Origin of the sequence: Candidatus Methanomethylophilus sp. 1R26 (assembly GCF_001481295.1) — an archaeon.
Taxonomy (GTDB): domain Archaea; phylum Thermoplasmatota; class Thermoplasmata; order Methanomassiliicoccales; family Methanomethylophilaceae; genus Methanomethylophilus.
The window spans coordinates 57,198-76,201 of the sequence record NZ_LOPS01000017.1 but is presented as its reverse complement, the minus strand read 5'-3'; the positions used below and the strand labels follow the sequence as shown (position 1 = coordinate 76,201).

The 19,004-nt window shown below is 58.2% G+C and carries 19 protein-coding genes and 2 pseudogenes; 6 read left to right on the top strand and 15 right to left on the bottom strand.

Annotated elements, in window-relative coordinates:
- Window positions 1-35: 35 nt before the first annotated feature.
- The 9 genes and pseudogenes from AUQ37_RS10860 to AUQ37_RS03805 all read right to left on the bottom strand — a co-directional run bounded on the left by AUQ37_RS10860 (window position 36) and on the right by AUQ37_RS03805 (window position 6,830).
- Entirely contained in the window at window positions 36-1,400 is a 1,365-nt protein-coding gene (locus AUQ37_RS10860; protein WP_201013723.1) for a hypothetical protein, read from the bottom strand.
- Window positions 1,283-3,673 (bottom strand): AAA family ATPase, encoded by a 2,391-nt coding sequence (locus AUQ37_RS10855; RefSeq protein ID WP_201013722.1) that lies wholly within the window; start codon window positions 3,671-3,673, stop codon window positions 1,283-1,285. The genes AUQ37_RS10860 and AUQ37_RS10855 overlap by 118 nt, the downstream gene beginning before the upstream one ends.
- A 166-nt stretch (window positions 3,674-3,839) precedes the next feature.
- A complete protein-coding gene (locus AUQ37_RS03830; RefSeq protein ID WP_058747469.1) occupies window positions 3,840-4,388 on the bottom strand; it encodes a S26 family signal peptidase in 549 nt (182 codons plus the stop codon).
- Window positions 4,385-4,654 carry an HAD hydrolase-like protein gene (locus tag AUQ37_RS10850; RefSeq protein ID WP_058747468.1) on the bottom strand — a complete coding sequence of 90 codons (270 nt, stop codon included), beginning with the start codon at window positions 4,652-4,654 and terminating at the stop codon, window positions 4,385-4,387. Before AUQ37_RS10850 ends, AUQ37_RS03830 begins: the two co-directional genes overlap by 4 nt.
- Window positions 4,630-5,156: pseudogene (locus tag AUQ37_RS12190) on the bottom strand (HAD-IIA family hydrolase). Before AUQ37_RS12190 ends, AUQ37_RS10850 begins: the two are co-directional and overlap by 25 nt.
- A gap of 17 nt (window positions 5,157-5,173) precedes the next feature.
- Window positions 5,174-5,710 (bottom strand): uracil-DNA glycosylase family protein, encoded by a 537-nt coding sequence (locus AUQ37_RS03815; protein WP_058747466.1) that lies wholly within the window; start codon window positions 5,708-5,710, stop codon window positions 5,174-5,176.
- Window positions 5,707-5,868, bottom strand: coding sequence for a hypothetical protein (locus tag AUQ37_RS12185; RefSeq protein ID WP_235584902.1), 162 nt, complete (start codon window positions 5,866-5,868; stop codon window positions 5,707-5,709). The genes AUQ37_RS03815 and AUQ37_RS12185 overlap by 4 nt, the downstream gene beginning before the upstream one ends.
- Entirely contained in the window at window positions 5,865-6,242 is a 378-nt protein-coding gene (gene pyrE / locus AUQ37_RS03810) for an orotate phosphoribosyltransferase (RefSeq protein ID WP_235584901.1), read from the bottom strand. Before pyrE ends, AUQ37_RS12185 begins: the two co-directional genes overlap by 4 nt.
- A 6-nt stretch (window positions 6,243-6,248) precedes the next feature.
- Window positions 6,249-6,830, bottom strand: a complete 582-nt coding sequence (locus AUQ37_RS03805; protein ID WP_058747465.1) for a CDP-2,3-bis-(O-geranylgeranyl)-sn-glycerol synthase — start codon at window positions 6,828-6,830, stop codon at window positions 6,249-6,251.
- A 160-nt stretch (window positions 6,831-6,990) separates the two neighbouring features.
- Here AUQ37_RS03805 and AUQ37_RS03800 point away from each other — a divergent pair, with 160 nt between their 5' ends.
- The 3 genes and pseudogenes from AUQ37_RS03800 to AUQ37_RS12180 all read left to right on the top strand — a co-directional run.
- Window positions 6,991-7,851: a RimK family alpha-L-glutamate ligase gene (locus tag AUQ37_RS03800; protein WP_058747464.1), complete on the top strand. Its 861-nt coding sequence runs from the start codon at window positions 6,991-6,993 to the stop codon at window positions 7,849-7,851.
- Window positions 7,838-9,166 carry a folylpolyglutamate synthase/dihydrofolate synthase family protein gene (locus AUQ37_RS03795; RefSeq protein ID WP_058747463.1) on the top strand — a complete coding sequence of 443 codons (1,329 nt, stop codon included), beginning with the start codon at window positions 7,838-7,840 and terminating at the stop codon, window positions 9,164-9,166. The genes AUQ37_RS03800 and AUQ37_RS03795 overlap by 14 nt, the downstream gene beginning before the upstream one ends.
- A gap of 26 nt (window positions 9,167-9,192) precedes the next feature.
- Window positions 9,193-9,384, top strand: a pseudogene (locus AUQ37_RS12180) (nucleic acid-binding protein); the annotation flags it as partial.
- Window positions 9,385-9,651: 267 nt separating this feature from the next.
- On the opposite strand, the gene AUQ37_RS10835 reads toward AUQ37_RS12180, so the two are convergent.
- The 3 genes from AUQ37_RS10835 to AUQ37_RS03780 are packed head-to-tail and all read right to left on the bottom strand — an operon-like array spanning window position 9,652 to window position 11,713.
- Window positions 9,652-10,062 carry an NAD(P)/FAD-dependent oxidoreductase gene (locus AUQ37_RS10835; protein WP_201013733.1) on the bottom strand — a complete coding sequence of 137 codons (411 nt, stop codon included), beginning with the start codon at window positions 10,060-10,062 and terminating at the stop codon, window positions 9,652-9,654.
- 8 nt (window positions 10,063-10,070) lie between these two features.
- The gene (locus tag AUQ37_RS10830) at window positions 10,071-10,736 is read right to left on the bottom strand and encodes an NAD(P)/FAD-dependent oxidoreductase (RefSeq protein WP_201013720.1); all 666 of its coding nucleotides are present in this window, start codon (window positions 10,734-10,736) and stop codon (window positions 10,071-10,073) included.
- 5 nt (window positions 10,737-10,741) lie between these two features.
- Entirely contained in the window at window positions 10,742-11,713 is a 972-nt protein-coding gene (locus AUQ37_RS03780) for a polyprenyl synthetase family protein (protein WP_058747461.1), read from the bottom strand.
- A 655-nt stretch (window positions 11,714-12,368) separates the two neighbouring features.
- Here AUQ37_RS03780 and AUQ37_RS03775 point away from each other — a divergent pair.
- The 3 genes from AUQ37_RS03775 (at window position 12,369) to AUQ37_RS09895 (ending at window position 14,723) form a co-directional block, all read left to right on the top strand.
- Complete coding sequence (locus AUQ37_RS03775; protein WP_058747460.1) at window positions 12,369-12,569, top strand: hypothetical protein; 201 nt, start codon at window positions 12,369-12,371, stop codon at window positions 12,567-12,569.
- A 14-nt stretch (window positions 12,570-12,583) separates the two neighbouring features.
- Window positions 12,584-12,895 (top strand): hypothetical protein, encoded by a 312-nt coding sequence (locus AUQ37_RS03770; RefSeq protein ID WP_058747459.1) that lies wholly within the window; start codon window positions 12,584-12,586, stop codon window positions 12,893-12,895.
- Window positions 12,896-12,974: 79 nt separating this feature from the next.
- The gene (locus tag AUQ37_RS09895) at window positions 12,975-14,723 is read left to right on the top strand and encodes a hypothetical protein (RefSeq protein WP_157844269.1); all 1,749 of its coding nucleotides are present in this window, start codon (window positions 12,975-12,977) and stop codon (window positions 14,721-14,723) included.
- An 899-nt stretch (window positions 14,724-15,622) separates the two neighbouring features.
- Here the strand turns inward: AUQ37_RS09895 and AUQ37_RS03755 are convergent.
- The 3 genes from AUQ37_RS03755 to AUQ37_RS03745 all read right to left on the bottom strand — a co-directional run bounded on the left by AUQ37_RS03755 (window position 15,623) and on the right by AUQ37_RS03745 (window position 18,988).
- Complete coding sequence (locus AUQ37_RS03755; RefSeq protein WP_058747456.1) at window positions 15,623-15,799, bottom strand: hypothetical protein; 177 nt, start codon at window positions 15,797-15,799, stop codon at window positions 15,623-15,625.
- A gap of 173 nt (window positions 15,800-15,972) precedes the next feature.
- Window positions 15,973-17,487, bottom strand: a complete 1,515-nt coding sequence (locus tag AUQ37_RS03750; protein ID WP_058747455.1) for an NADH-quinone oxidoreductase subunit N — start codon at window positions 17,485-17,487, stop codon at window positions 15,973-15,975.
- 4 nt (window positions 17,488-17,491) lie between these two features.
- Window positions 17,492-18,988 carry a NuoM family protein gene (locus tag AUQ37_RS03745; RefSeq protein ID WP_058747454.1) on the bottom strand — a complete coding sequence of 499 codons (1,497 nt, stop codon included), beginning with the start codon at window positions 18,986-18,988 and terminating at the stop codon, window positions 17,492-17,494.
- Window positions 18,989-19,004: the final 16 nt, after the last annotated feature.

Below are 19,004 nucleotides of genomic sequence, written 5' to 3'. Positions count from 1 at the left end.
CCGCGTTCCCATCCTTCCCATCCATTTCTCATCCCTCATTGAGTTCCGGAGGAGCCTTCCTCCTCCTTCTTCATATTCCTTAATGCTTCTTCCTCATATTTTGATACTTCCGCGATATCGGGCTGCATGATGATCCTGCTGATGCCGTTGGGCGGCCTCGTGACCCCTATGAGGTGGTCCGCATGCCGCAGGGCGACCTGCCTCAGGGAGACCTGTATGAACTGCGCCGTGGCGGAGGACTCCTTCACCCTGGCGGCCACCGTCTCCGCGTTGACCGAATCCAGGAACATGTCGACCTCGTCGAGCACGTAGAACGGCGAGGGCTGATACTCCTGGATGGCGAAGATGAACGACAGCGCAGTGAGCGACTTCTCCCCTCCGGACAGGGCCGCCAGGCGGGTCATCTTCCCGTTCCTCGGCTTGGCGTTTATCTGCAGGCCTCCCGCGAAGGGGTCCTCCGGGTCGTCCAGGGCCATGTAGGCCTCGCCTCCGCCGGAGAGCTTGGCGTAGATCTCCTTGAAGTTGGCGTCCACGGCGTCGTACGCCTCCATGAAGAGCCCTTTCTTCTTCTGCGACAGCTCCTCAGCGAGCCTGTCGAGCTCGGTTATCCTCCCGGTGAGCACCTTGGTCTGCTCCACCAGCTGCCCGTATTCCGCCACGGCGGCATCGTAATCCTCGATGGCGCGGAGGTTGACGTTGCCTAGAGCGGATATGGCCTCGTTGCACTGCTTGATCTCGGCCTTGAGCGCGGCCTCCGAGGGGACCGGCTCGGCGACCTCCACCGTTATGGCGCGCACGGCCTCCTCAAGCTGCTCCAGCTCCTTCCTGCATATCTCGGCCTGGGCCCTCTGGCTGGTCAGGAACCCTTCCTTGACCTCGATGTCCTTCTGGGCGGCCTCGGCCCTGTTCCTGAGGGAGTAGCCCTTCTCGATGAGCGCATCGCGCTCGGCCTTCAGCCCCTCGATGGCGGACTCCATCTTCTCCATGATCGATTTGACGGCCTCCAGGTCGACCTTGAGCTTCTCGGAGTTGGCAGTATGCACGCGCACCGCCTCCTCGTCCTGGGCGATGATGCCGTCGACATGGGATATCTGCTCGTCCGTGGCCTCCTTCTGCCTGTCCAGCCCTGCGGCCTCGGCCTTCACGGAGTTGATCTGGGACTCAAGGTCGGACACGGCGTTCCTGGCCGCGAACACCCTGTCGCCGGCCTTCTGGATCCTCTCCTGCAGGCCTGCGGGCGCTATGACGCTGAGGCGCTCGCGCATCTTCGCCTGGGAGTCCCTCAGGGACTGCAGCCCTGCCCTCGCTTCCTCCAGGGCGGCATCCGCCGAGGACAGCTGGGCCTCCGCGTCCGAGACGGCCTGGGCCTTCTTAGCGAGGTCCGCCTCGGCGGCGGCCAATCCCTTCTTCGCCTGAGCAGGGTGGCGTCGGCCGCCGCGATCTTCCCTTTCATCCCTATGCCGCGGGAGCCCGCCTGGGTCATCTGGGAGTCGGTCTCCCTTATCTTGTCGCGGAGCGCCCTCAGGTCGGAGCGGATCTCGTCCAACTGGTCCTGGGCCTTCTTCATCTCGGCGGCGGCCGCTTCCAGCGCGGACTGCCCGGAGGGCCCGAACTTGCCGATCCTGCGCTTGTCGAGGTTCCCTCCGGTCATGGCTCCGGACGCCTCGATCAGCTCGCCGGCGCGGGTGACGACCCTGACCCCGCCCATGACGTCCTTGGCCTTGTCGAGATCGCCGACCACGAGGGTGTCGCCGAAGACGTACCAGAAGACGTTCTCGTACTCCGGCTTGTACTCCACGAACCCGGAGATGTAGCCGTCCGTCCTCTTGAGGACCATGATGGCCTTCGCGCGGGGCTTCCCGGGCATCATCTCGTCCATGGGCAGGAAGGTCAGCCTCCCGAGCCCGTTCCTCTTGAGGTAGTTGATGCATTCGGCGCCGACGTCTATTGTCGACGACGACCGCGTCATCTTGCCGCCGGCGGCGACGGCCGCGGCGGTCTCGTAGCCGGGATCGACGGTGGCCAGCTGGGCCACGGTCCCGCGGATCCCCTTGATCTCGCCGCTCTCCTTCAGGGTGAGGATGCGGGAGAGAGCCTCGCTGCCGCTGTTGAGCGATTCGGTGACCCTCTTCTCCGTCGACAGGCGGTTGTACTCGGCGGTCTTCTTGTCCGCGATCGACCTGAGCTCATCTTCCTGCTTCTCGAGCTCGCTCTCCTGCTTCTTCAGGGCGAGGATCTTGTTCCCGAGCTCCTCGGCCTCGTTCTGCGGGCCGGCCTGCCTCTTGATCTCCTGGAGGTTCCAGTCGGCATCCTTGACCTCGAACCTGGCCGACTCCACCGCCTGCTCTGCCTGGTCCTTGGCGTTCTTAGCGTTCTCCAGGACGGACCCGACGGCCGCCTGCCTGGAGCTCGCCTCCTGCTCGCTGCGGGCGGCGGCGTCGATCTGCTTCTCGACGGCCTCCAGCTTCTTCTGGAGATCGGTCATCTCGCCCCCGTGGCTGGCGGTCTCCTCGCGGATGGACTTCTCCTCGGCGAGGGCGGTCGAGAGCTCGGTGTCGGCGTCCTTCTTCTTTATCTCCAGGTCCGACAGGTTGTCGGTGAGCGTCTGGCGCTGGCTGCGGTTCTCCTCGTTGTCCTGCACGAACCCCTCGCGGAACGCTTTCTGCTTCTCGATGTCCTCGGACGCGGCATCCGCCCTGCTCTTCTCGGAAGCGACCTTGATCTTGGCCTCCTCCACGTCCTGCTTGACCTTGGTATACTCCGAGCCGAGCCTGGCCTCGATCTCGGCGTCCTTCTCGCTGACGGCCTTCTCGTTGCTGTCGCGCTGCTCGATCGCCTCGGCCTTCTTCCGGGAGAGCTCCTCGAGCTCCTTCTCGGTCCCGTCCAGGGAGGACACGATGCTCTCGTAGGTCGCCTTCTGGTTGTCCCTCTGCCTCACGGTCAGCTGGGCCGTGGCGGTGTCGAGCCTGTCCTTGACCTCCTTGTACTTCATGGCCTCGGCGCGGTCCTTCTCCAGCTGCCTGACCGTCTTCTCCTTCTCTGAGCGGATGAACTCCACCCTCTCGAGATTCGAGTTGACCTCGACCCTCTCGGCGCCGGCGGCCTGGAGGTCGGCATCGAAACTGGCTATGCCGGATATCCCGTCGAGGATCTTCCTGCGCTCGACGGCCCCTATCTCGACGATGCTGGTGACATCGCCCTGCTGGACGATGTTGTAGCCGTCCGCGCTGATCCTCGCCTTCGTGAGCAGGCGGTCGAACTCGGTCAGCGTGGATTTCTGGTCGTTGATGAAGAAATAGGACGAGTAATCGACGCCGTTGTCGTTCAGCTTGACGTACCTCGTCAGGGTGACGGTATCGTCGTCCCAGGGCATGATGCGGTCCTTGTTGTCGAAGACCAGCGACACCTTCATGTAGCTGGCCCTGGACCTGCTGGACCCTCCGTTGAATATGAGGTCCGTGATCCTGCCCGCGCGGACCGCCTTGGGAGACCTGGGGCCCAGGACGAAGAGGATCGCATCCCCGATGTTCGACTTTCCGGACCCGTTCGGGCCCGTGACCGCCATGTAGCCATCCATCAGCGGAACGGTCACCTTACCGCCGAACGACTTGAAGTTCTCCAGTTCTATCTGTTTTAGATACATCCCGAACCATCCTTTCGGAACGTACGGCATAGCCGCAGTGCATCCCTGATGCGGCAGGGCGTCCGTCCGTCAGCGGCGCAGGCGCTCCAACCTCGTCCCACCGTACGTTCTTTCTGTATTTAAAAAAGGGTGCGATTGGCCGGATACAAGTCCCCTCTGGGTCATGCGGGGACAGCGCCGCCGGGCCCGGGAAGGCTCACTTGCCTTCCCTGAGGATGGCCAGGATATCGCGCAGGGAGTACGCTGCGACAATGAGGACCAGGATAAGCACCAGGATGAGGACCGACGAGGATTTGGCGAAATGGGTTATCGCGCCCAGCGTCTCCGAGACCCCTACGACCTTGCCGTCGATCATCCCCGAGGTGACGGTCTGCGTGTCACCCGACGGACGGGAATCTCCGTGGGCCGTCAGCGACACAGCGTTCCCTGAATCGTCGTACTGGATGCTTATCACGCGGTGCACCACGGTGGACCCGAGATATTCGAACGCCACGATGTCGCCGACCTCGAAATCATCGAGGGAGTCCTCGCCGGTGTTTATCACGACCACGGAATACACGGGGATCTCGGGGATATCGTACTGGTCCTGGGGGTTCCCTTCCATGGACCCCGACACTATGTACCTCATCTCGCGGCCGATCGGGTTCGGGGAACCGCCGTTGATCCCGCAGAAAGCTACCACGAGGGAAGCTACTATCCCGATGATTATGAGCCAATTGATCCATTTGATGTCTAGCAGTTTCATGGAGATCGCCTCAGCCTGCCGGTGTCCAGGAGCTCGGATGCTATATCGGCCACGGAACCGACCGCGAAAGTGGGCTTCACGGGAGAACGCGCCATCATATCGGCATCGGTCTCCCCCGAAAGGACCAGCACCGTCCTGGTGCCCGCATCCGCTCCCATGCGGATATCCGTGGAGAGGCGGTCGCCGACCATGACCACGTCCGAGGGGGACACCCCCATCTCGTCGGCGGCCATCTCCAGCATCAGCCGGTTGGGCTTCCCGACCACCTCGGCCTTCTTCCCGGTAAGCGATTCGAAGAGCTGATGAACGGCCCGATATCCACATCGTACGAGCTCTCCGTCGGGCAGACATCGTCCGGATGGGTGGCGATGAGGCCGGCACCCTCGAGGATATAATGGTACCCTCTGTTGATCTTCTGATAATCGATGGTCGTATCGAATGTCAAAAGAACGTTGTCAGGAGTTCCGTGGAAGTCCGTCTGGATCCCCGCTTCCCTTATCTCCTCTTTCACCTCGGGAGTGGCGATGACGAACGCATTCTCCCCATTGTGAGCGCGCTTCATGTAGCGCACGGTCGCGAGCGTGCTGGTGAGGACCTCCTCGGTCTCGGCCCTGAACCCTATGCGGACCAGGCGGTCGCGGTAGACGCGCGCGGATGCGAGGAATTGTTGGTGAGGAAACGGAACGGGATGCCTCTGGCCCTCAGTTCCGATACGAACTCCGCCGCTCCCGGTATGGGGCGCTCCCCGTGGTAGAGGGTGCCGTCCATATCGAGGGCGAAGGCGATCAGAAGAACTCCTCCCTGACCATGGCTATGGTGAGCCTGAGCTGTTCGCGGGCCGCCGGCTGGTAGATGCATGCCATCGGGTGGTAGGTGGGGATGAACAGTATCTTCTCCCCGCCGACGTCGATGTACTGGCGCGTGTTGACGATGTCCTTCATGGACCCCTCGTACCCGAGCAGGTCCCTTATCGAGGATTTCCCCAGGCCGACGATGGCCTTCCTCCCCTGAAGCTCGCTCACCAGGTACGGGCGGCAGGCCTGCATCTCCTCGGGCGTAGGCTCGCGGTTCTCCGGAGGCCTGCATTTGACCGTGTTGGTGATGAAGACCTTCTCCCTGGGAAGCCCCATCTCCTCCAGTATCCCGTCGAGGATCTTGCCGGCACGGCCGACGAAGGGGACGCCCTGCAGGTCCTCGTTCTCGCCGGGGCCTTCCCCGACGAACGCCACGGGGGATGCCGGGTCCCCGCACGGCACGACGATCTTCGTGCGGTGCCTGCAGAGGTCGCACCTCTGGCAGTCCTTCCCGGGAGGGATTATCATCTCTCGGCGTCCCTGAGGAGCTCGGAGCCCTTCACGAGGGAGTAAAGGGTGACTCCGATGCTGGCGAGGTTCTCCCTGCCGCCGCCCTCGCGGTCGATGACGGAGAAGACCTTGTCGACCTTCACCCCCTCCGAGCGGAGGGCGGCGATGGCCTTCATGGACGAGCGGCGGTGGTGATGACATCCTCGATGACGAGGACGCGATCGCCTTCCTTCAGGTCGCCCTCGACGAGCTTCCCGGTCCCGTGGTCCTTCCTCTCCTTGCGGACCATCAGCAGGTTGATGCCGGTCTTGAGGGAGAGCGCAGTGGCCAGGGGTATCGATCCCAGGACGACGCCTGCGACCTCGTCCGGCTCGATGCCCAGCTCCTTCATCCTGGCGGCCATCTCGTCGGCGATCAGGGCCAGGACGGCCGGCTTGGTGCTGGCCTTCTTGATGTCGATGTAGTAGTTGCTCTTGGCCCCCGATGCGAGGGTGAAATCTCCGAACTGCAGCGCTCCGCATTCCTCGAGCGCTTTCTTAATGTCTGCCATAATTGATCACCACGGTTCTTTCTTCAGCCCCATCCTGTACCCGATGATGTTCACCATGCGGTGGATACCGAACATTATCAGGAGCAGGAAGAGCAGGGCGCAGATGTGCCAGCCTTCGATGTACGTGTCGTATACCCATCCCGGGAAGAACAGGGCGGTCACGCACAGCGCGCCGACCACGAAATCGTACTGGTCGAGGCCGGGCGCCTTCGCTCCCCTCTCGAGCCCGAGGCGCCTCTTGATGAAGGCGCCGCACAGATCGCCCAGGACGGCCCCGAAGGACAGGGTCGCCAGAACCCCGACGTTGCCCCAGAAGTCCCCGAACCCCCAGTAATCCCCGGAATCGTCGAAAATGGAGGCGATGCCGATCTGGATCAGGCCGAGGACGATGCCGGAGAAGGCCCCGCCGAAGAAGCCGGCCCAGGATTTGCCGTCGCCGAAGATGCGCTTCCCGCGCCAGGTCTTCCCGAAGTCCATCTTCGTCTTGCCGTGCTTGCCGAAGACGACCGCCGCCGAGTTGGGGAGCATCGCCGGCAGGAAAACCCACAGGCCTACGAAGATGATCTTCAGGAACTCTACGGCGTCCATGCGGAACGCATCCCCATTTCCCCTTAAAGGCTTTCGGAACGCCTCCGTATATCGGGCAATCCCGCGCGGTATCCCGCGCACGGAACGCCCCTGCGCGCGCAATTATATTAATGCGCTCTGGGAATCGCGCTTCCGTCAAAAACGAACGCGGCGGGGTCCAATGACGGTCGGCTACATCATCGAGCGCTATTCCGATATGTCCGGGGGATATGCCTGCAGGCGCCTGGCCGAGGAGGGCCGGAAGCTGGGGATGGACATGCACATCGTCGGCACGCTCGACTGCCTGGTAGAGGACGGAACGCTCATCTCCGGAGGGGCGGAGCTCGGCCGCGCCGACATCGCCTTCCTGAGGCGCCGGCGCGGGGCCGTGCGCGACACGGTGTGCGCCCTGGCCGGAAGGATATACAACAGCCGCGACAGGTTCGACAGGTACATCAGCAAGGCCGCCCAGCTGGCCGACCTGAAGACGTCCAATATGGAGGTCCCCCGCTACACGGTCGGGAGCGGGGAGGAGTGCTTCCGCCGCGCCGCAGAAAAGCTGGGACTGCCGCTGGTCGCCAAGGGCCTGGAAGGTTCCCGCGGGGATGAGATATTCCTGATCGAGTCCGAGGACGATTTCATGAAGCTCTCCGGAAGGTTCGGGCCCGAGAAGGAATGGCTCTTCGAGGAGTACTACCCGGGAAGCCGCGGGACCGACCTCCGGCTGTTCTCCCTGAGGGGAGAGGCCGTCGCCTGCATGCGCAGGACCAATCCGTATGATTTCAGAGCAAATTACGCGCAGGGAGCATCCGTATCGGCGGTGCCGGTCACCCCGGAGATGAAGGACATAGCCGAGGACGTCTGGCGCTCCACCGGCCTCGACATAGCCGGCATCGACCTCCTCGACGGGAAGGATGGGCATGTCTTCTGCGAGGTCAACGTCATGCCGGGGATCAAAGGCATAGAATCGTGCACGGGCATCAACATCGCCCGCGCCTGCCTGCTGATGGCTTCGGAGGATATGCGGCATGGACGCGCGTGAAGCAGAGGATTACATCTATTCATCGTACGCCGAGGCCGCGGCCGGCCTGAAGTACAGCGGGAGGGATTCCTCGAAGAGGCATCCCGAGCTCACGGAAGGTATCATACGCAGCCTCTCCGGGACCCCCGCCCTCTGCGTGACCGGCAGCAAGGGGAAGGGATCGGTGTCCGTGATGATCAGCGAAGCGCTGCGCTCGGAGATGTCCGTCGGGCTGATGACCAGCCCGCACCTGGTCCGCTTCACGGAGAGGATCAGGGCGGACGGCGCCGAGATCCCCGGAGACGATCTGGCACACTGCGTCGAAACCCTGAAACCGGCGTTCGATAGGATCCAGGCAGGGCTGGACGGAGGCCGCTACATCAGCCCCATGGGGATTCAGACGGCCGCCGCGCTCATGTGGTTCCGCGAACGCGGGACGGATTTCAACGTCCTGGAATGCGGCAAAGGCGCCCAATACGACGACGTCAACAACGCAATTCACACCCGCGCGGTCATCAACACCGTGTTCGCCGAGCATACCCGCGAGCTCGGGGCCGACGCGGAGGAGATCGCCATGGACAAGTGCCACGTGATAACCGCGGACACTCGCACGGCCTGGACGGCGCCCCAGACGGAGAAGGTCCTCGGGATCCTGGCGGAAAGAGCGGACAGGATGGGCGCGGAGCTCAAGATCTGGGGGGAGGACTTCTCCTCAGAGGATGCCAAGGTGTCGGAGTCCGGCACCGAGTTCTCCGTGACCGTGGGAGGCGAGGGCCTCGGCCGCTTCAGGGTCCCGCTCCTGGGGGCCTTCCAGGCCAGGAACTGCGCTCTGGCACTGGCGGCCGCGCACGACATACTCAGGCATTTCGACAGGGACAGGATCGAAAGCATCCTATCGTCCGTATCGTGGCCGGGCCGCATGGACCTGATCTCCCGGGACCCGGCCATCATCATGGACAACTGCATCAACCGTGCCAGCTGCTCAGAGGTCAGGTCGGTCCTCCGCGAGCTCGGCATCTCCGGGGCAACGGCGGTCATCGGCATACCGGACGACAAGGACTTCCTGGGCGTGGCTCAGGAGATGGCGCCGGTATGCCGGAGGATAGTGCTGACATCATCCGATAATCCGCACTACCGTTTCACCGATATGCAGACCTCCGCACTGGCGGCCGCCGGCATAGAATCCGAACGCATCCCGGGGTCGGCCGCGGCGCTCGCATCTGCCGCCGCCGACGGACATCCGGTTGTGATCCTGGGCACCACATCGGTGATCTCGGAGATCCAGGCGCTCCGCGAGAAGGGGATGCTGGCACACATCATCGGCGGGATAGATTGATAACGTGCCCCGCTCATCATGAGGGCATGCAGGTCCTCGACAGTTCTGCGCTCTTTTCCATGTCCCAGCTCCCCGAAGGGGAGTCCTGCTGCCCGCCGGGGGTCATCAGGGAGCTGAGGAAGTACGGGGACGACAGGCCCGACCTCTGGGAGGGACTCCTCCGCGTCCAGGACCCCAGCGAGGATTCGCTCAGACGCGTCAGGGAGGCCGCAACAAAGACCGGGGACATCGGCAGGCTCTCTCCCGTGGACATCGACGTGCTGGCACTGGCGGCGGATGTGGGCGGGACGGTATGGTCGGACGACTATTCTATCCAGAATACGGCCCGCGCCATGGGCATCCCCTACAGGGGCGTCGGCCAGGCCGGCATCGTCCGGAAGGAGAAATGGAACTACCGGTGCATCGGCTGCGGCAAATGGTACAAGGAAAAGATGGACGAGTGCCCCATCTGCGGGTCCCAGATGCGCGCATACCGCAAAAGGCGATCAAGGCAGGAGATGCTTGCAGCGGATGAGCTTGCCCATCCTGCGGGTCCCGAGTATGCTCATGCAGAGGGCAGTGCTCCTGTCGCTGCGGAAAGCGAAGGTATCGGCGAGCTTCTTGTTGTTGGCCGCGATATGGAGGGGCTTCCAGAGCACCGACCTCCACTCCTCCTCGTAAAGCTCCAGGGCCTTCCCTTCCTTCACATTGCGGGCGGCGGCCAGGCCGGCCATGCGCCCGGTCATCATGGCCTCGGGGATGCCTCCGCCGTTGACCGGCATGACCATGCCCGCCGCATCCCCTGCGAGGAGCACGCCGTCGGCGACGGTCTTCGATATCGGGCCCTCAGAAGGAACATATTTTCCTTTCATCGGGGTCAGCAGCTCGAGCCCGTGCATCTCGCAGAACCTGTCCATGTACTCTTTCAGGGACCGTGCGAGAATGCGGGCGAGAACCCGACGCCGACGTTCGCCGTGCCGTTCTTGGGCATGATCCAGCCGTACGCCCCGGGCGCGATGCGCCCGAAGAACATCTGGATGGCGTCGCCGAAATCGCCTTTGGCCTGCGCAGAGACCGCAGGGTAAGGATTGGCATTCGCGGGAAGCCCGGCGGCCTTGGCCACGGCAGAACCGGGGCCGTCCGCTCCGATCAGCACCTTGAAGCCGATCTCACCCGCCGAGGTCCGCGCCGTGCGCCCGATGTAGCCTTCGAAAGCAGTGCCCAGCTTCAGTTCGGCGCCGGCCTCGACGGCCATGTCCATGTGGTACCTGTCGAAGCGGTCCCTGTCGGTGGTGTAGCCGGTGAACGGGAACTCCCTGACCTTCTGCTTCGGGTCGACGAGCCTGATCGAGTTCACTTTCCTGACCACGAGGCCGTCCGGGACGGAGAAGAGCTCGTCAGAGCCGGAATAGGCGGGGAACATATCCTTGATCTCGCTGACAGAGGGCATCATCTCGCCGCAGCGGACGGGCACTCCGACCGCGGAGCGCCTCTCCAGGACGAGGGCGGAGAGCCCCTGCTCGGCGGCGGCGCGGGCGGCCTGGGCCCCGGCAGGACCGGAGCCGATCACCAGAACATCGACGGAATCCACGGAGATCACCTATCGCGGGAAACGAAGAAATCGACCAGCTGGCACATCGCCGTCTTGTACTCGGAGTCCGGCAGGGGGTCGAGATGGTGCTTGGCCTCATCGGCGATGCTCTCGGCGACAGCGCGGCACCTGCTGATGGAATCTGTGCTCTTGATCAGGGCGATGGCCTCGGCGGCCTCGGCGTAATCGGAGGACGGGTCCTCGAAGATCTCGGCTATGCGGGGACCCGCCTCCGGGTCCTGCATGCCCATGATGATCGGCAGGGTGGGCTTGCCCTCGACGATGTCGTTCCCGACCTTCTTGCCGGTGCTTCCGACATCCCCGGCGACATCCAGGACATCGTCGATGATCTGGAACGCCATGCCTGCCTTGTAGGCGAAATCCCCGACGCAGTCGATGGTCTCAGCATCGGCGGAAGCGATGAAGGCGCCGCATTTCGCGGCGCACTCTATGAGGCGGGCGGTCTTCCCGCCGATGATCTTCATGTACTCGCTCTCGCCGACCGATTCGTTGCGCTCGTACTGCTTCTGGTCGAACTCGCCGGCGGCCAGGCCGGAGGCGGCATCGATGACGTAGTCCACGACCTCGTTCGAAGTGGAGCCGAGGAGCCTGAACCCGAGAGCGAAAAGGTAATCGCCGACGACGATGGACTTCCCGATGGTGTACTCCCTGTAGAGCGCTTTGGCGCCCCGGCGGAGCTCTCCCTGGTCGTTGATATCGTCGTGGATCAGGGTAGCGTTGTGGATGATCTCGATGGCGGCCGCGACATCGATGGACCTGTGGAGGTTCCCGTCATCCCCGCCGCAGGCATGGTAGGACAGGACGCAGATAGCGGGCCTGATCCTCTTACCATGGTTGGAGAGAACATAATCGCACATCTCCGTGAGTTCGGGGTTCTCAGAAAGTGTGACCTCCCGGATAACGGAGTCGACACGGTCGAGGTCCGAGGAAATGCAATCGTGCCAGTTCCCTGCCATTCATTGACCAATACTAGGACCCTACTTAAACATGATGCTGGGTCGTACCATTATCGATAATTCCTGAGTGGCGATATTTATTATCGCACATCTCGCGCTTAAACCGATTGAATATATAGACCTGCCATTAATCTCGTCTGCCGAGGCTGTGTCTGTGACCGCCGAGACAGTCTCTGTAAACATCTACTAGAATCTCTGAAATCCATCTCAATCTTCTACCAGAATAACATTCGATAAACTGAACTTCTTTATTGTGCGAGATTCCACGTCGAAGCCTGTCCACCTCGCCCCTTGCGCTGCATCTGTTGTCAATCAGCCTGGTGTTCATCCAGAAGCGAGCTGTAAACCTGTACACGCCACCTATGATCAAGGAAATCTGACTAGTATCCGGAAATGTGCCATATTGGTGTATGTCTCGTAACAGCCAGTCCATTATTGAACTAATTGATTATATTTCCTATTATAATATGTATGATTATATTATATGTTCATAAATTAATATTTCAATACTTCTTGTTATAGATCAATATTCCAAGTGTCCATATGGATGATTACAAGATTTGAAAGATTATGATATAGCAGAAAAGAAATCGATGTGTTATATATACTATATATATTAATGCCAAAAAATACTTAACCCCCCCCTGTCGGAATTATGGTCGATAAAAAGATCATTATCGGAATCGTTGCTGTTGTTGCGATTATTGCCATCGGTGCAACAGCATTTGTGATGATGGGCTCTGACTCATCATCATCAGCGGATGCAGAATGTGACTATCAGTTCATAGATGTCGATGAATCTTGGACTGATAGTGACAGGATCACTCACACAGCGCAGAAGGAATGCAACTTATAAGAACAAACATTGTTGTGAAGAACCTTCATGATGACTATGACGAGGATGATCTCTTGCATCGGGGCACCTCATTCAGTGATGACTGGTTCAAAGTCATAGGTACTGACGACAATACCTATGAATTGAAGTATAGGTACGCGCACACATCAAGCATTAATGTTAAGCCCGGCGATCAGGATAAGTTCACTGAAATTATGTTTGAATTGCCCAACGGCGTAGGTATCAAATCCATGACAGTCAGCGGTACGGATTTGGATATCGAATTCAATGATTCTCTGGTAAATAGCGATCCCTACGGAAACGCTATCAAAGCAACCCAGAGTTGAACAAAACATTGGTGTAGGTTAGCCTACACCTTAATTTTTCGGTCCTACCATTTTCTTAAAGAGGTATCGAATGAATAAATTGGCAGTGCTGTTGGTTATCGTTGTAGCAACATGCGGGATTGTTGGCTATACAGTTCTCAATGACACCCATAACTCTGAAAACGTGAGCACAATCGATGGAAAAGACATTCCGTTATACTATACAGGAACAACAGTAGAACCGAATGACGAGTTAATTTGCTCATATGGAACTCCTGACACCTATGTCTATATATACAAAATCGCCACAATTAATAATTTCACAATCACACCATTGACACCTACGTTCAGTAATGCAACGAACGGTGATCAGTTCGAATTATCTATAGGTGCCAGTGAGGTATCATCCGAGACCATTGAAAAATCAGTAAGCGAAGCGTTTTCGATTACGAATGGTTCTTCAAAATCTGTAAAGATTGGAGTAGAATTCGGTAGTAAAACGAAGACGACGATCGAAGGAGAGTTTTCGTGGACGGAATCAACCACAGACACTAATTCATATTCAAAAACAATATCTGATTCGCTTTCTAAATCCAAAGAATGGGGTGCAAAATACATTATAGCAAACCCTGCCCCGGATTGCACATATCGCGCAGCGTATGTTTGCAGTGAGGTCCATGTATACGAATACATTGTAAAAGACATTGTTGACGACACAAAAACGTACGAATATGCTGTATCGTATGATGGAGAAAATCGTATCGCTCTTCAAAAATCAAACACAGAAAATTACTCTCTTCCTGAGACATTTAAAATTGTATCTGAACACAGAGGTGATTTACCAGTGGATGGCACCTTCGGAACAGACGACAACCCATACAGAATCGCCACAGAGAGAGACCTCAGGACTATTTCCAGCATGCCTTCGAAATCATTTCTTTTGATTTCCGACATCAAGATGACCGGAACATGGATCCCCTTTGATTTCTCAGGAACGTTGGATGGAGCCAATCACACTATATATAACTTGAAGGTAAAGGTGACTTCTGCAAAAACTACAATAAGTTCTGGGTTGTTCTCGAAAAACAGCGGTACTATACACGATCTCACTGTGAATTCCATGACCATAGGCATTTATCCCAACAATTGGGGTGCATCCGTTACGGAAAACGTGGGATTTATATCGGGATTAAATAATGGGACAATCGTCAACTGCAAAATAACGAATTCTCACATCTCAGCACATTCCACGAACATTGAAAAATCGTGGATCGATTCAGAAGGGGACGTTCCAGCGCAGTCCTCTGGATCTAGATGGGTAAAATACGCAACATTGTCATTCACAGGTAAGTACTGCAACGAATGGGAAGCGAATAAAGCAGCTAAAATCTGCATCGGAACAATAGCCGGCACCAATTCAGGAGTCATCAGAGGATGCACAGTGGATGCCGACAGTTCAATTGAGGGAAAGATTATCAATTTCAACTACAACAGCGATGATGATAACAACGCTTTGATCTTTGCCGGCGGGATTGCCGGATACAGTTCTGGCACAGTAAAAAACAATAACTGTTCAGCAAATGTGCTATGTGCTTTCAGCCTACACGACAGTGGAGATGGAGACAGGGGCGGATTAGGATATGCTTGTCCTTATATCCCTAAGGCAAAGGGCCTTATTGGCGAGATTGTCGGTTTGGGAAACATCAACATGAATAATATGTTCGATGGAACTGTGATAAAATCGCTAGACATCTACGCGCCTCCCTATTCACCTTTCACAGGCGCGAATTATGACAGTACTGCGAACAAAGGACAGACGAACAATATCACCTGGGTGCAGAATGATTGACCCCCGAGTTTGACATGTGGGGCAGAATCGAGATTGCTGAAGAGGATGCCAACAATAGAATTATGAGGCTCTCATTCGTCAATTGCTAAATATAAACAGGTCGAAGTATCGATTTTCCGATTGAAAATTCAAGCCATTGAGATTGCGATCTTCGACCTGTGCGTTCGGCAGAAGTAGAACTGTTCCTGAAAGGCAGAAGAAGACAGGCCATGGCTGAGATGTGACGCCCAACATGAATGCAATCATATCATGGGACCAGGCGCTCGCCGAGGTGGTTTTTGGGTGCAGTATTCGACGCACATATAAACATCTGAAGAGGAACCAGAGTAATTCGACAGTCGCAAAACCAGTCACGCTCATGGCCAAGACTATGCTCGCGTAATTGTAGGTCTCAGTCAGGATTGTGAGTATGCGACAAAGAGCATCTGAACCATATGCATATATTGAGTGCGAGTGCATCAAAATCGACAAGACTGCCACTGGAAGCAACAAGTTAAATTTACGGTCGAAAACACTGGCATCAAAAGTATCGTCTTCATCACTCGAGTTAGAGATTCGACCACAGTAAAGCACTTGCAAAATAGTTACCAGATGTGATGAAGATTCGATTATAATAGAACAAATAGCGACGAATTTCTAATAGTCTGCATTATAAAACGTCATCCGACAGATTGTACTGTGACGCCCTGTATTCTTTTAAACTCAAAATACTGTAATGGCAGTATTTCCTGGCATTTCGTCTTCCTGTAAAACTCATAGATTCATCATCGTACCTCGAAAATCTCCCAGTCATGTGATCTCGAAATTGCAGAACGCAGTAACTGGGTCGAAAAATAGACATGAAAAATGCCCGGCTCTGCTCCCGCTGGACACCGTCGGAGCGGAGACCGGTTCCGGTTTCAGGCAGGCTCCCACTTGCAGCGGACAGGCGAGGTTATCGCCTTCTCGGCCTTGAGCTCCTTGAAGGCGGCGTCGACCTCCTTCCTGTCAGCACCGAGGATCTTGGCGACCTCGCCTGCGGAGAGCGGCTTTCCTGCTTCTTTCATGGCCTTCAGAACATCATCCTTGACGGACATATGCATGCATCCTTATGCATCGTATTAAAGCCGATTGTTCGGGAAGATGAACTGGGACATCCGTTACAATGCATGCCCGTGCCCCCTTTGGAATCGGAACCGAACCGGATCCGAAACAGACGATCCTGAGGAAAAGGCCGGCCCGGAGGCCGGGAAAAGGTTTCGCTGTCCGATCAGCCGAGCAGCGCAGATGCCGCATCGCTGCAGAGGTCGAGGATGATGTCGGGGTAGACACCGAGCACGACGACCGCGACGGCGCAGCAGAGGATCGCGAACTGGAAGGTCCTGGGGATCTTGATCTTGCCCTCGGACCCGGCAGCGGGCTTCTCGACATACATGGCCTTCACGACCCTGACGTAATAGTACAGGGAGATCGCGGAGTTGATGATGGCGACGAATGCCAGCCAGATCCACTGGGTTATGACACCGCTCCCGTCTTCCGCGTAGATGGCTCCGGAGAACAGGACGAACTTGGAGGTGAATCCTGCCAGGGGAGGTATTCCCGCGAGCGAGAACAGGAAGAGGAGCATGGCGAACGCGGTCAGAGGAGCCCTCTTGGCCAGTCCGTTGTAGTCCGAGATCTTCTCGCCGATGCCGGCGCAGATGAGCGCGCCGACGACCAGGAAGGCACCGCCCTTCATGAACACGTGGGTGAACATGTGGAACAGACCGCCGGTCAGGGCGTACTCGCTCATGACGGCCATGGCGATCAGGATGTATCCGGCCTGCGCGATGGACGAGTAGGCGAGCATCCTCTTGATGTTGCTCTGGGAGATAGCGACGACGTTGCCGACGGTCATGCTGAAGGCGGCGATGATCGCGAAGATGTACTGGATCTCCTCGATGCCGAGTCCGGAGGCCACGTGGGCGGCGACGAACATCACCAGGAAGATCTTGAAGAACACGACCAGTCCCATCTTCTTCGAGCCGGTGGCCAGGAAGATGGAGACAGGGGTCGATGCTCCCTCGTACACGTCGGGCGCCCACATGTGGAACGGAACGGCGGCGATCTTGAACCCGTAACCGGCAAGCATGCAGATGAAGCCGATGACGAAGGCCCAGGAGTACCCGGTGGCGGCGAGCTCGGTGCCCAGCTCGCTGAGGGTGAGCGTTCCGAGGGCGCCGTAGATCATCGAGATACCGTAGACGGTCAGCGCAGTGGACATTCCTCCGATGATGACGTACTTGACGGCGGCCTCGGCGGCGCGGGCGTCGTTCCTCTTCATGGCGACAAGCGCGTAGGAGGGGATCGAGACGGTCTCGACACCGACGAAGATCGCCACCAGGTCATCCGCGCAGGCGACGAACATCATGCCGCTGGTGGCGATCAGCAGGAGGGCGTTGTACGCTCCGAAGTGGAGGGTAGTGGTCTCTTTGCTGGATACGGACACGAACAGCACGATGAGCGCGACGATCTGGAACAGCAGGATCATCAGGCCGCTGAAGTCATTGTACGTGAACAGATTGGCGTAGGTCGCGTACTCCGAGGGGTAGTTGTCCCCGAGGAGCATGATCAGGTTGATCGCGATGCTGATGATCATTACGATCAGGGCGATCGCGGAGACGGGCGCTTTCTTCTTGAATCCGAAGTAGAGCGCCGGCATGATCAGGGCACCGATGATCAGTGTGACCATCGGGATGATCGGGGAGTACTCCCCGAATATGTCAGTGATTACTGTAGCATCCATTTGATCACATCCATGCAGGATACGCGAAGTATCCGATCATATCGAGCGCGAGGTCGGGCCAGATACCGTAGAGCACCACGAGGAGGGCCACAGCCCCCATCGCGATGCCCTCGATCTTGTCGACATCATGGCACTTCTCAGTGTCTATGCGGGTGGTGAGGTGCCCGAAGAGGACCCTCTGCATGGCGAACAGGTAGTAACCTGCGGTCAGCAGGAGGTTCAGGAGGCAGAACACGAGGACCCAGATCAGGTCGTTAGCCTCGAGGTACTCGTAGAACGAGTAGATGATGCCGAACTCTCCCCAGAAGCCCATGAGGCCGGGGAGGCCGAGGGATGCCATGAACGCGAACATCATGAACGTCGCGTAGACAGGCACCTTCTGGGCCATTCCGCCGAGCAGCGCGATCTGCCTGGTTCCGAAGTTGTGCCCGGCCATTCCGCAGACCATGAAGAGCATAGCGGAGATGAGACCGTGGGCGAACATCTGGAACACGGCGAAGTCGATACCTCCCTTGGAGAGGCAGGCCATGGAGACCATGACAAGACCCATGTGGGAGATGGAGGAGTATGCGACCATCTTCTTGAGGTCCCTCTGAGCGATGCATGCGTAGGCGCCGTAGACCATGGAGAGGAGACCCATGAAGATCATGACCTCCTGCCAGTTCTCGGCTCCGAGCTGAAGGTTCTCGATGCAGACCCTGATGATACCGTAGGAACCCATCTTCAGCATGACTCCGGCCAGGAGCACGGAGCCTGCGGTGGGCGCCTCGGTATGCGCATCAGGCAGCCAGGTATGGAACGGAACGGTAGGCATCTTGACGGCGAACCCGAAGAACAGGAGTCCGAAGACCAGAGTCTGGAAGGTCTCGCCGAAGCGGCCGCACGCCTGAGAGATGTACTCGAACGAGAAGTTGATCCCGCCACCGTTGATCGCCGCGGCCTCGAAGGCGAGCGCGAAGATACCGATGAGCATCACAAGGGATGCCACGTGGGTGTAGATCAGGAACTTGATGGCCGCGTAGTGCCTCCTCGCGCCTCCGTACCAGGAGATGAGGAAGTACATCGGGAGCAGGGTGATCTCCCACATGATGTAGAAGAGGAAGTAATCCTCTGCGGTGTAGACGCCCATCAGGCCGACCTCCATCATCAGCAACAGCGCGTAGAAGTAGTGAGGCCTGTCCTCCTCCTTGTGGGAGAAGGGGATCACCACAGCTACGAGGAACGCCGTGAGGAAGACCATGAGGATGCTCAGCCCGTCGACGGTGAACATGAGGTTCATCGTCAGGCCGGCGGAGTCGATCCAGTTGGCGCTGAAATCGAACTGCCCGAGATCGTCAGCCTCGGTCATCAGGTACAGGGCCAGGACGAGGTCGATCAGGGCGACAACGAAGGCGGCGTATCCCGCCTTCTTCTGGAGCTTCTCCCCGCCCATGGCGAGCACTATTATCGCGCCCACGAGGGGGATCAGTATCATTGCGGGTAGTATGAAGGAACCGTCCATCTCACATGCCTCCGAA

What these genes read in the sequence shown, in the direction of transcription:
- AUQ37_RS03745 (WP_058747454.1), bottom strand. Translation starts at nt 18,988, where the DNA reads ATGGACGGTTCCTTCATACTACCCGCAATGATACTGATCCCCCTCGTG.
- AUQ37_RS03805 (WP_058747465.1), bottom strand. Translation starts at nt 6,830, where the DNA reads ATGGACGCCGTAGAGTTCCTGAAGATCATCTTCGTAGGCCTGTGGGTT.
- AUQ37_RS12185 (WP_235584902.1), bottom strand. Translation starts at nt 5,868, where the DNA reads ATGAAGGCCATCGCCGCCCTCCGCTCGGAGGGGGTGAAGGTCGACAAG.
- pyrE (WP_235584901.1), bottom strand. Translation starts at nt 6,242, where the DNA reads ATGGCAGACATTAAGAAAGCGCTCGAGGAATGCGGAGCGCTGCAGTTC.
- AUQ37_RS10855 (WP_201013722.1), bottom strand. Translation starts at nt 3,673, where the DNA reads ATGCCGTACGTTCCGAAAGGATGGTTCGGGATGTATCTAAAACAGATA.
- AUQ37_RS03780 (WP_058747461.1), bottom strand. Translation starts at nt 11,713, where the DNA reads ATGGCAGGGAACTGGCACGATTGCATTTCCTCGGACCTCGACCGTGTC.
- AUQ37_RS03795 (WP_058747463.1), top strand. Translation starts at nt 7,838, where the DNA reads ATGGACGCGCGTGAAGCAGAGGATTACATCTATTCATCGTACGCCGAG.
- AUQ37_RS03755 (WP_058747456.1), bottom strand. Translation starts at nt 15,799, where the DNA reads ATGTCCGTCAAGGATGATGTTCTGAAGGCCATGAAAGAAGCAGGAAAG.
- AUQ37_RS10835 (WP_201013733.1), bottom strand. Translation starts at nt 10,062, where the DNA reads ATGGACAGGTTCTGCGAGATGCACGGGCTCGAGCTGCTGACCCCGATG.
- AUQ37_RS03815 (WP_058747466.1), bottom strand. Translation starts at nt 5,710, where the DNA reads ATGATAATCCCTCCCGGGAAGGACTGCCAGAGGTGCGACCTCTGCAGG.
- AUQ37_RS03800 (WP_058747464.1), top strand. Translation starts at nt 6,991, where the DNA reads ATGACGGTCGGCTACATCATCGAGCGCTATTCCGATATGTCCGGGGGA.
- AUQ37_RS03775 (WP_058747460.1), top strand. Translation starts at nt 12,369, where the DNA reads ATGGTCGATAAAAAGATCATTATCGGAATCGTTGCTGTTGTTGCGATT.
- AUQ37_RS03750 (WP_058747455.1), bottom strand. Translation starts at nt 17,487, where the DNA reads ATGGATGCTACAGTAATCACTGACATATTCGGGGAGTACTCCCCGATC.
- AUQ37_RS03830 (WP_058747469.1), bottom strand. Translation starts at nt 4,388, where the DNA reads ATGAAACTGCTAGACATCAAATGGATCAATTGGCTCATAATCATCGGG.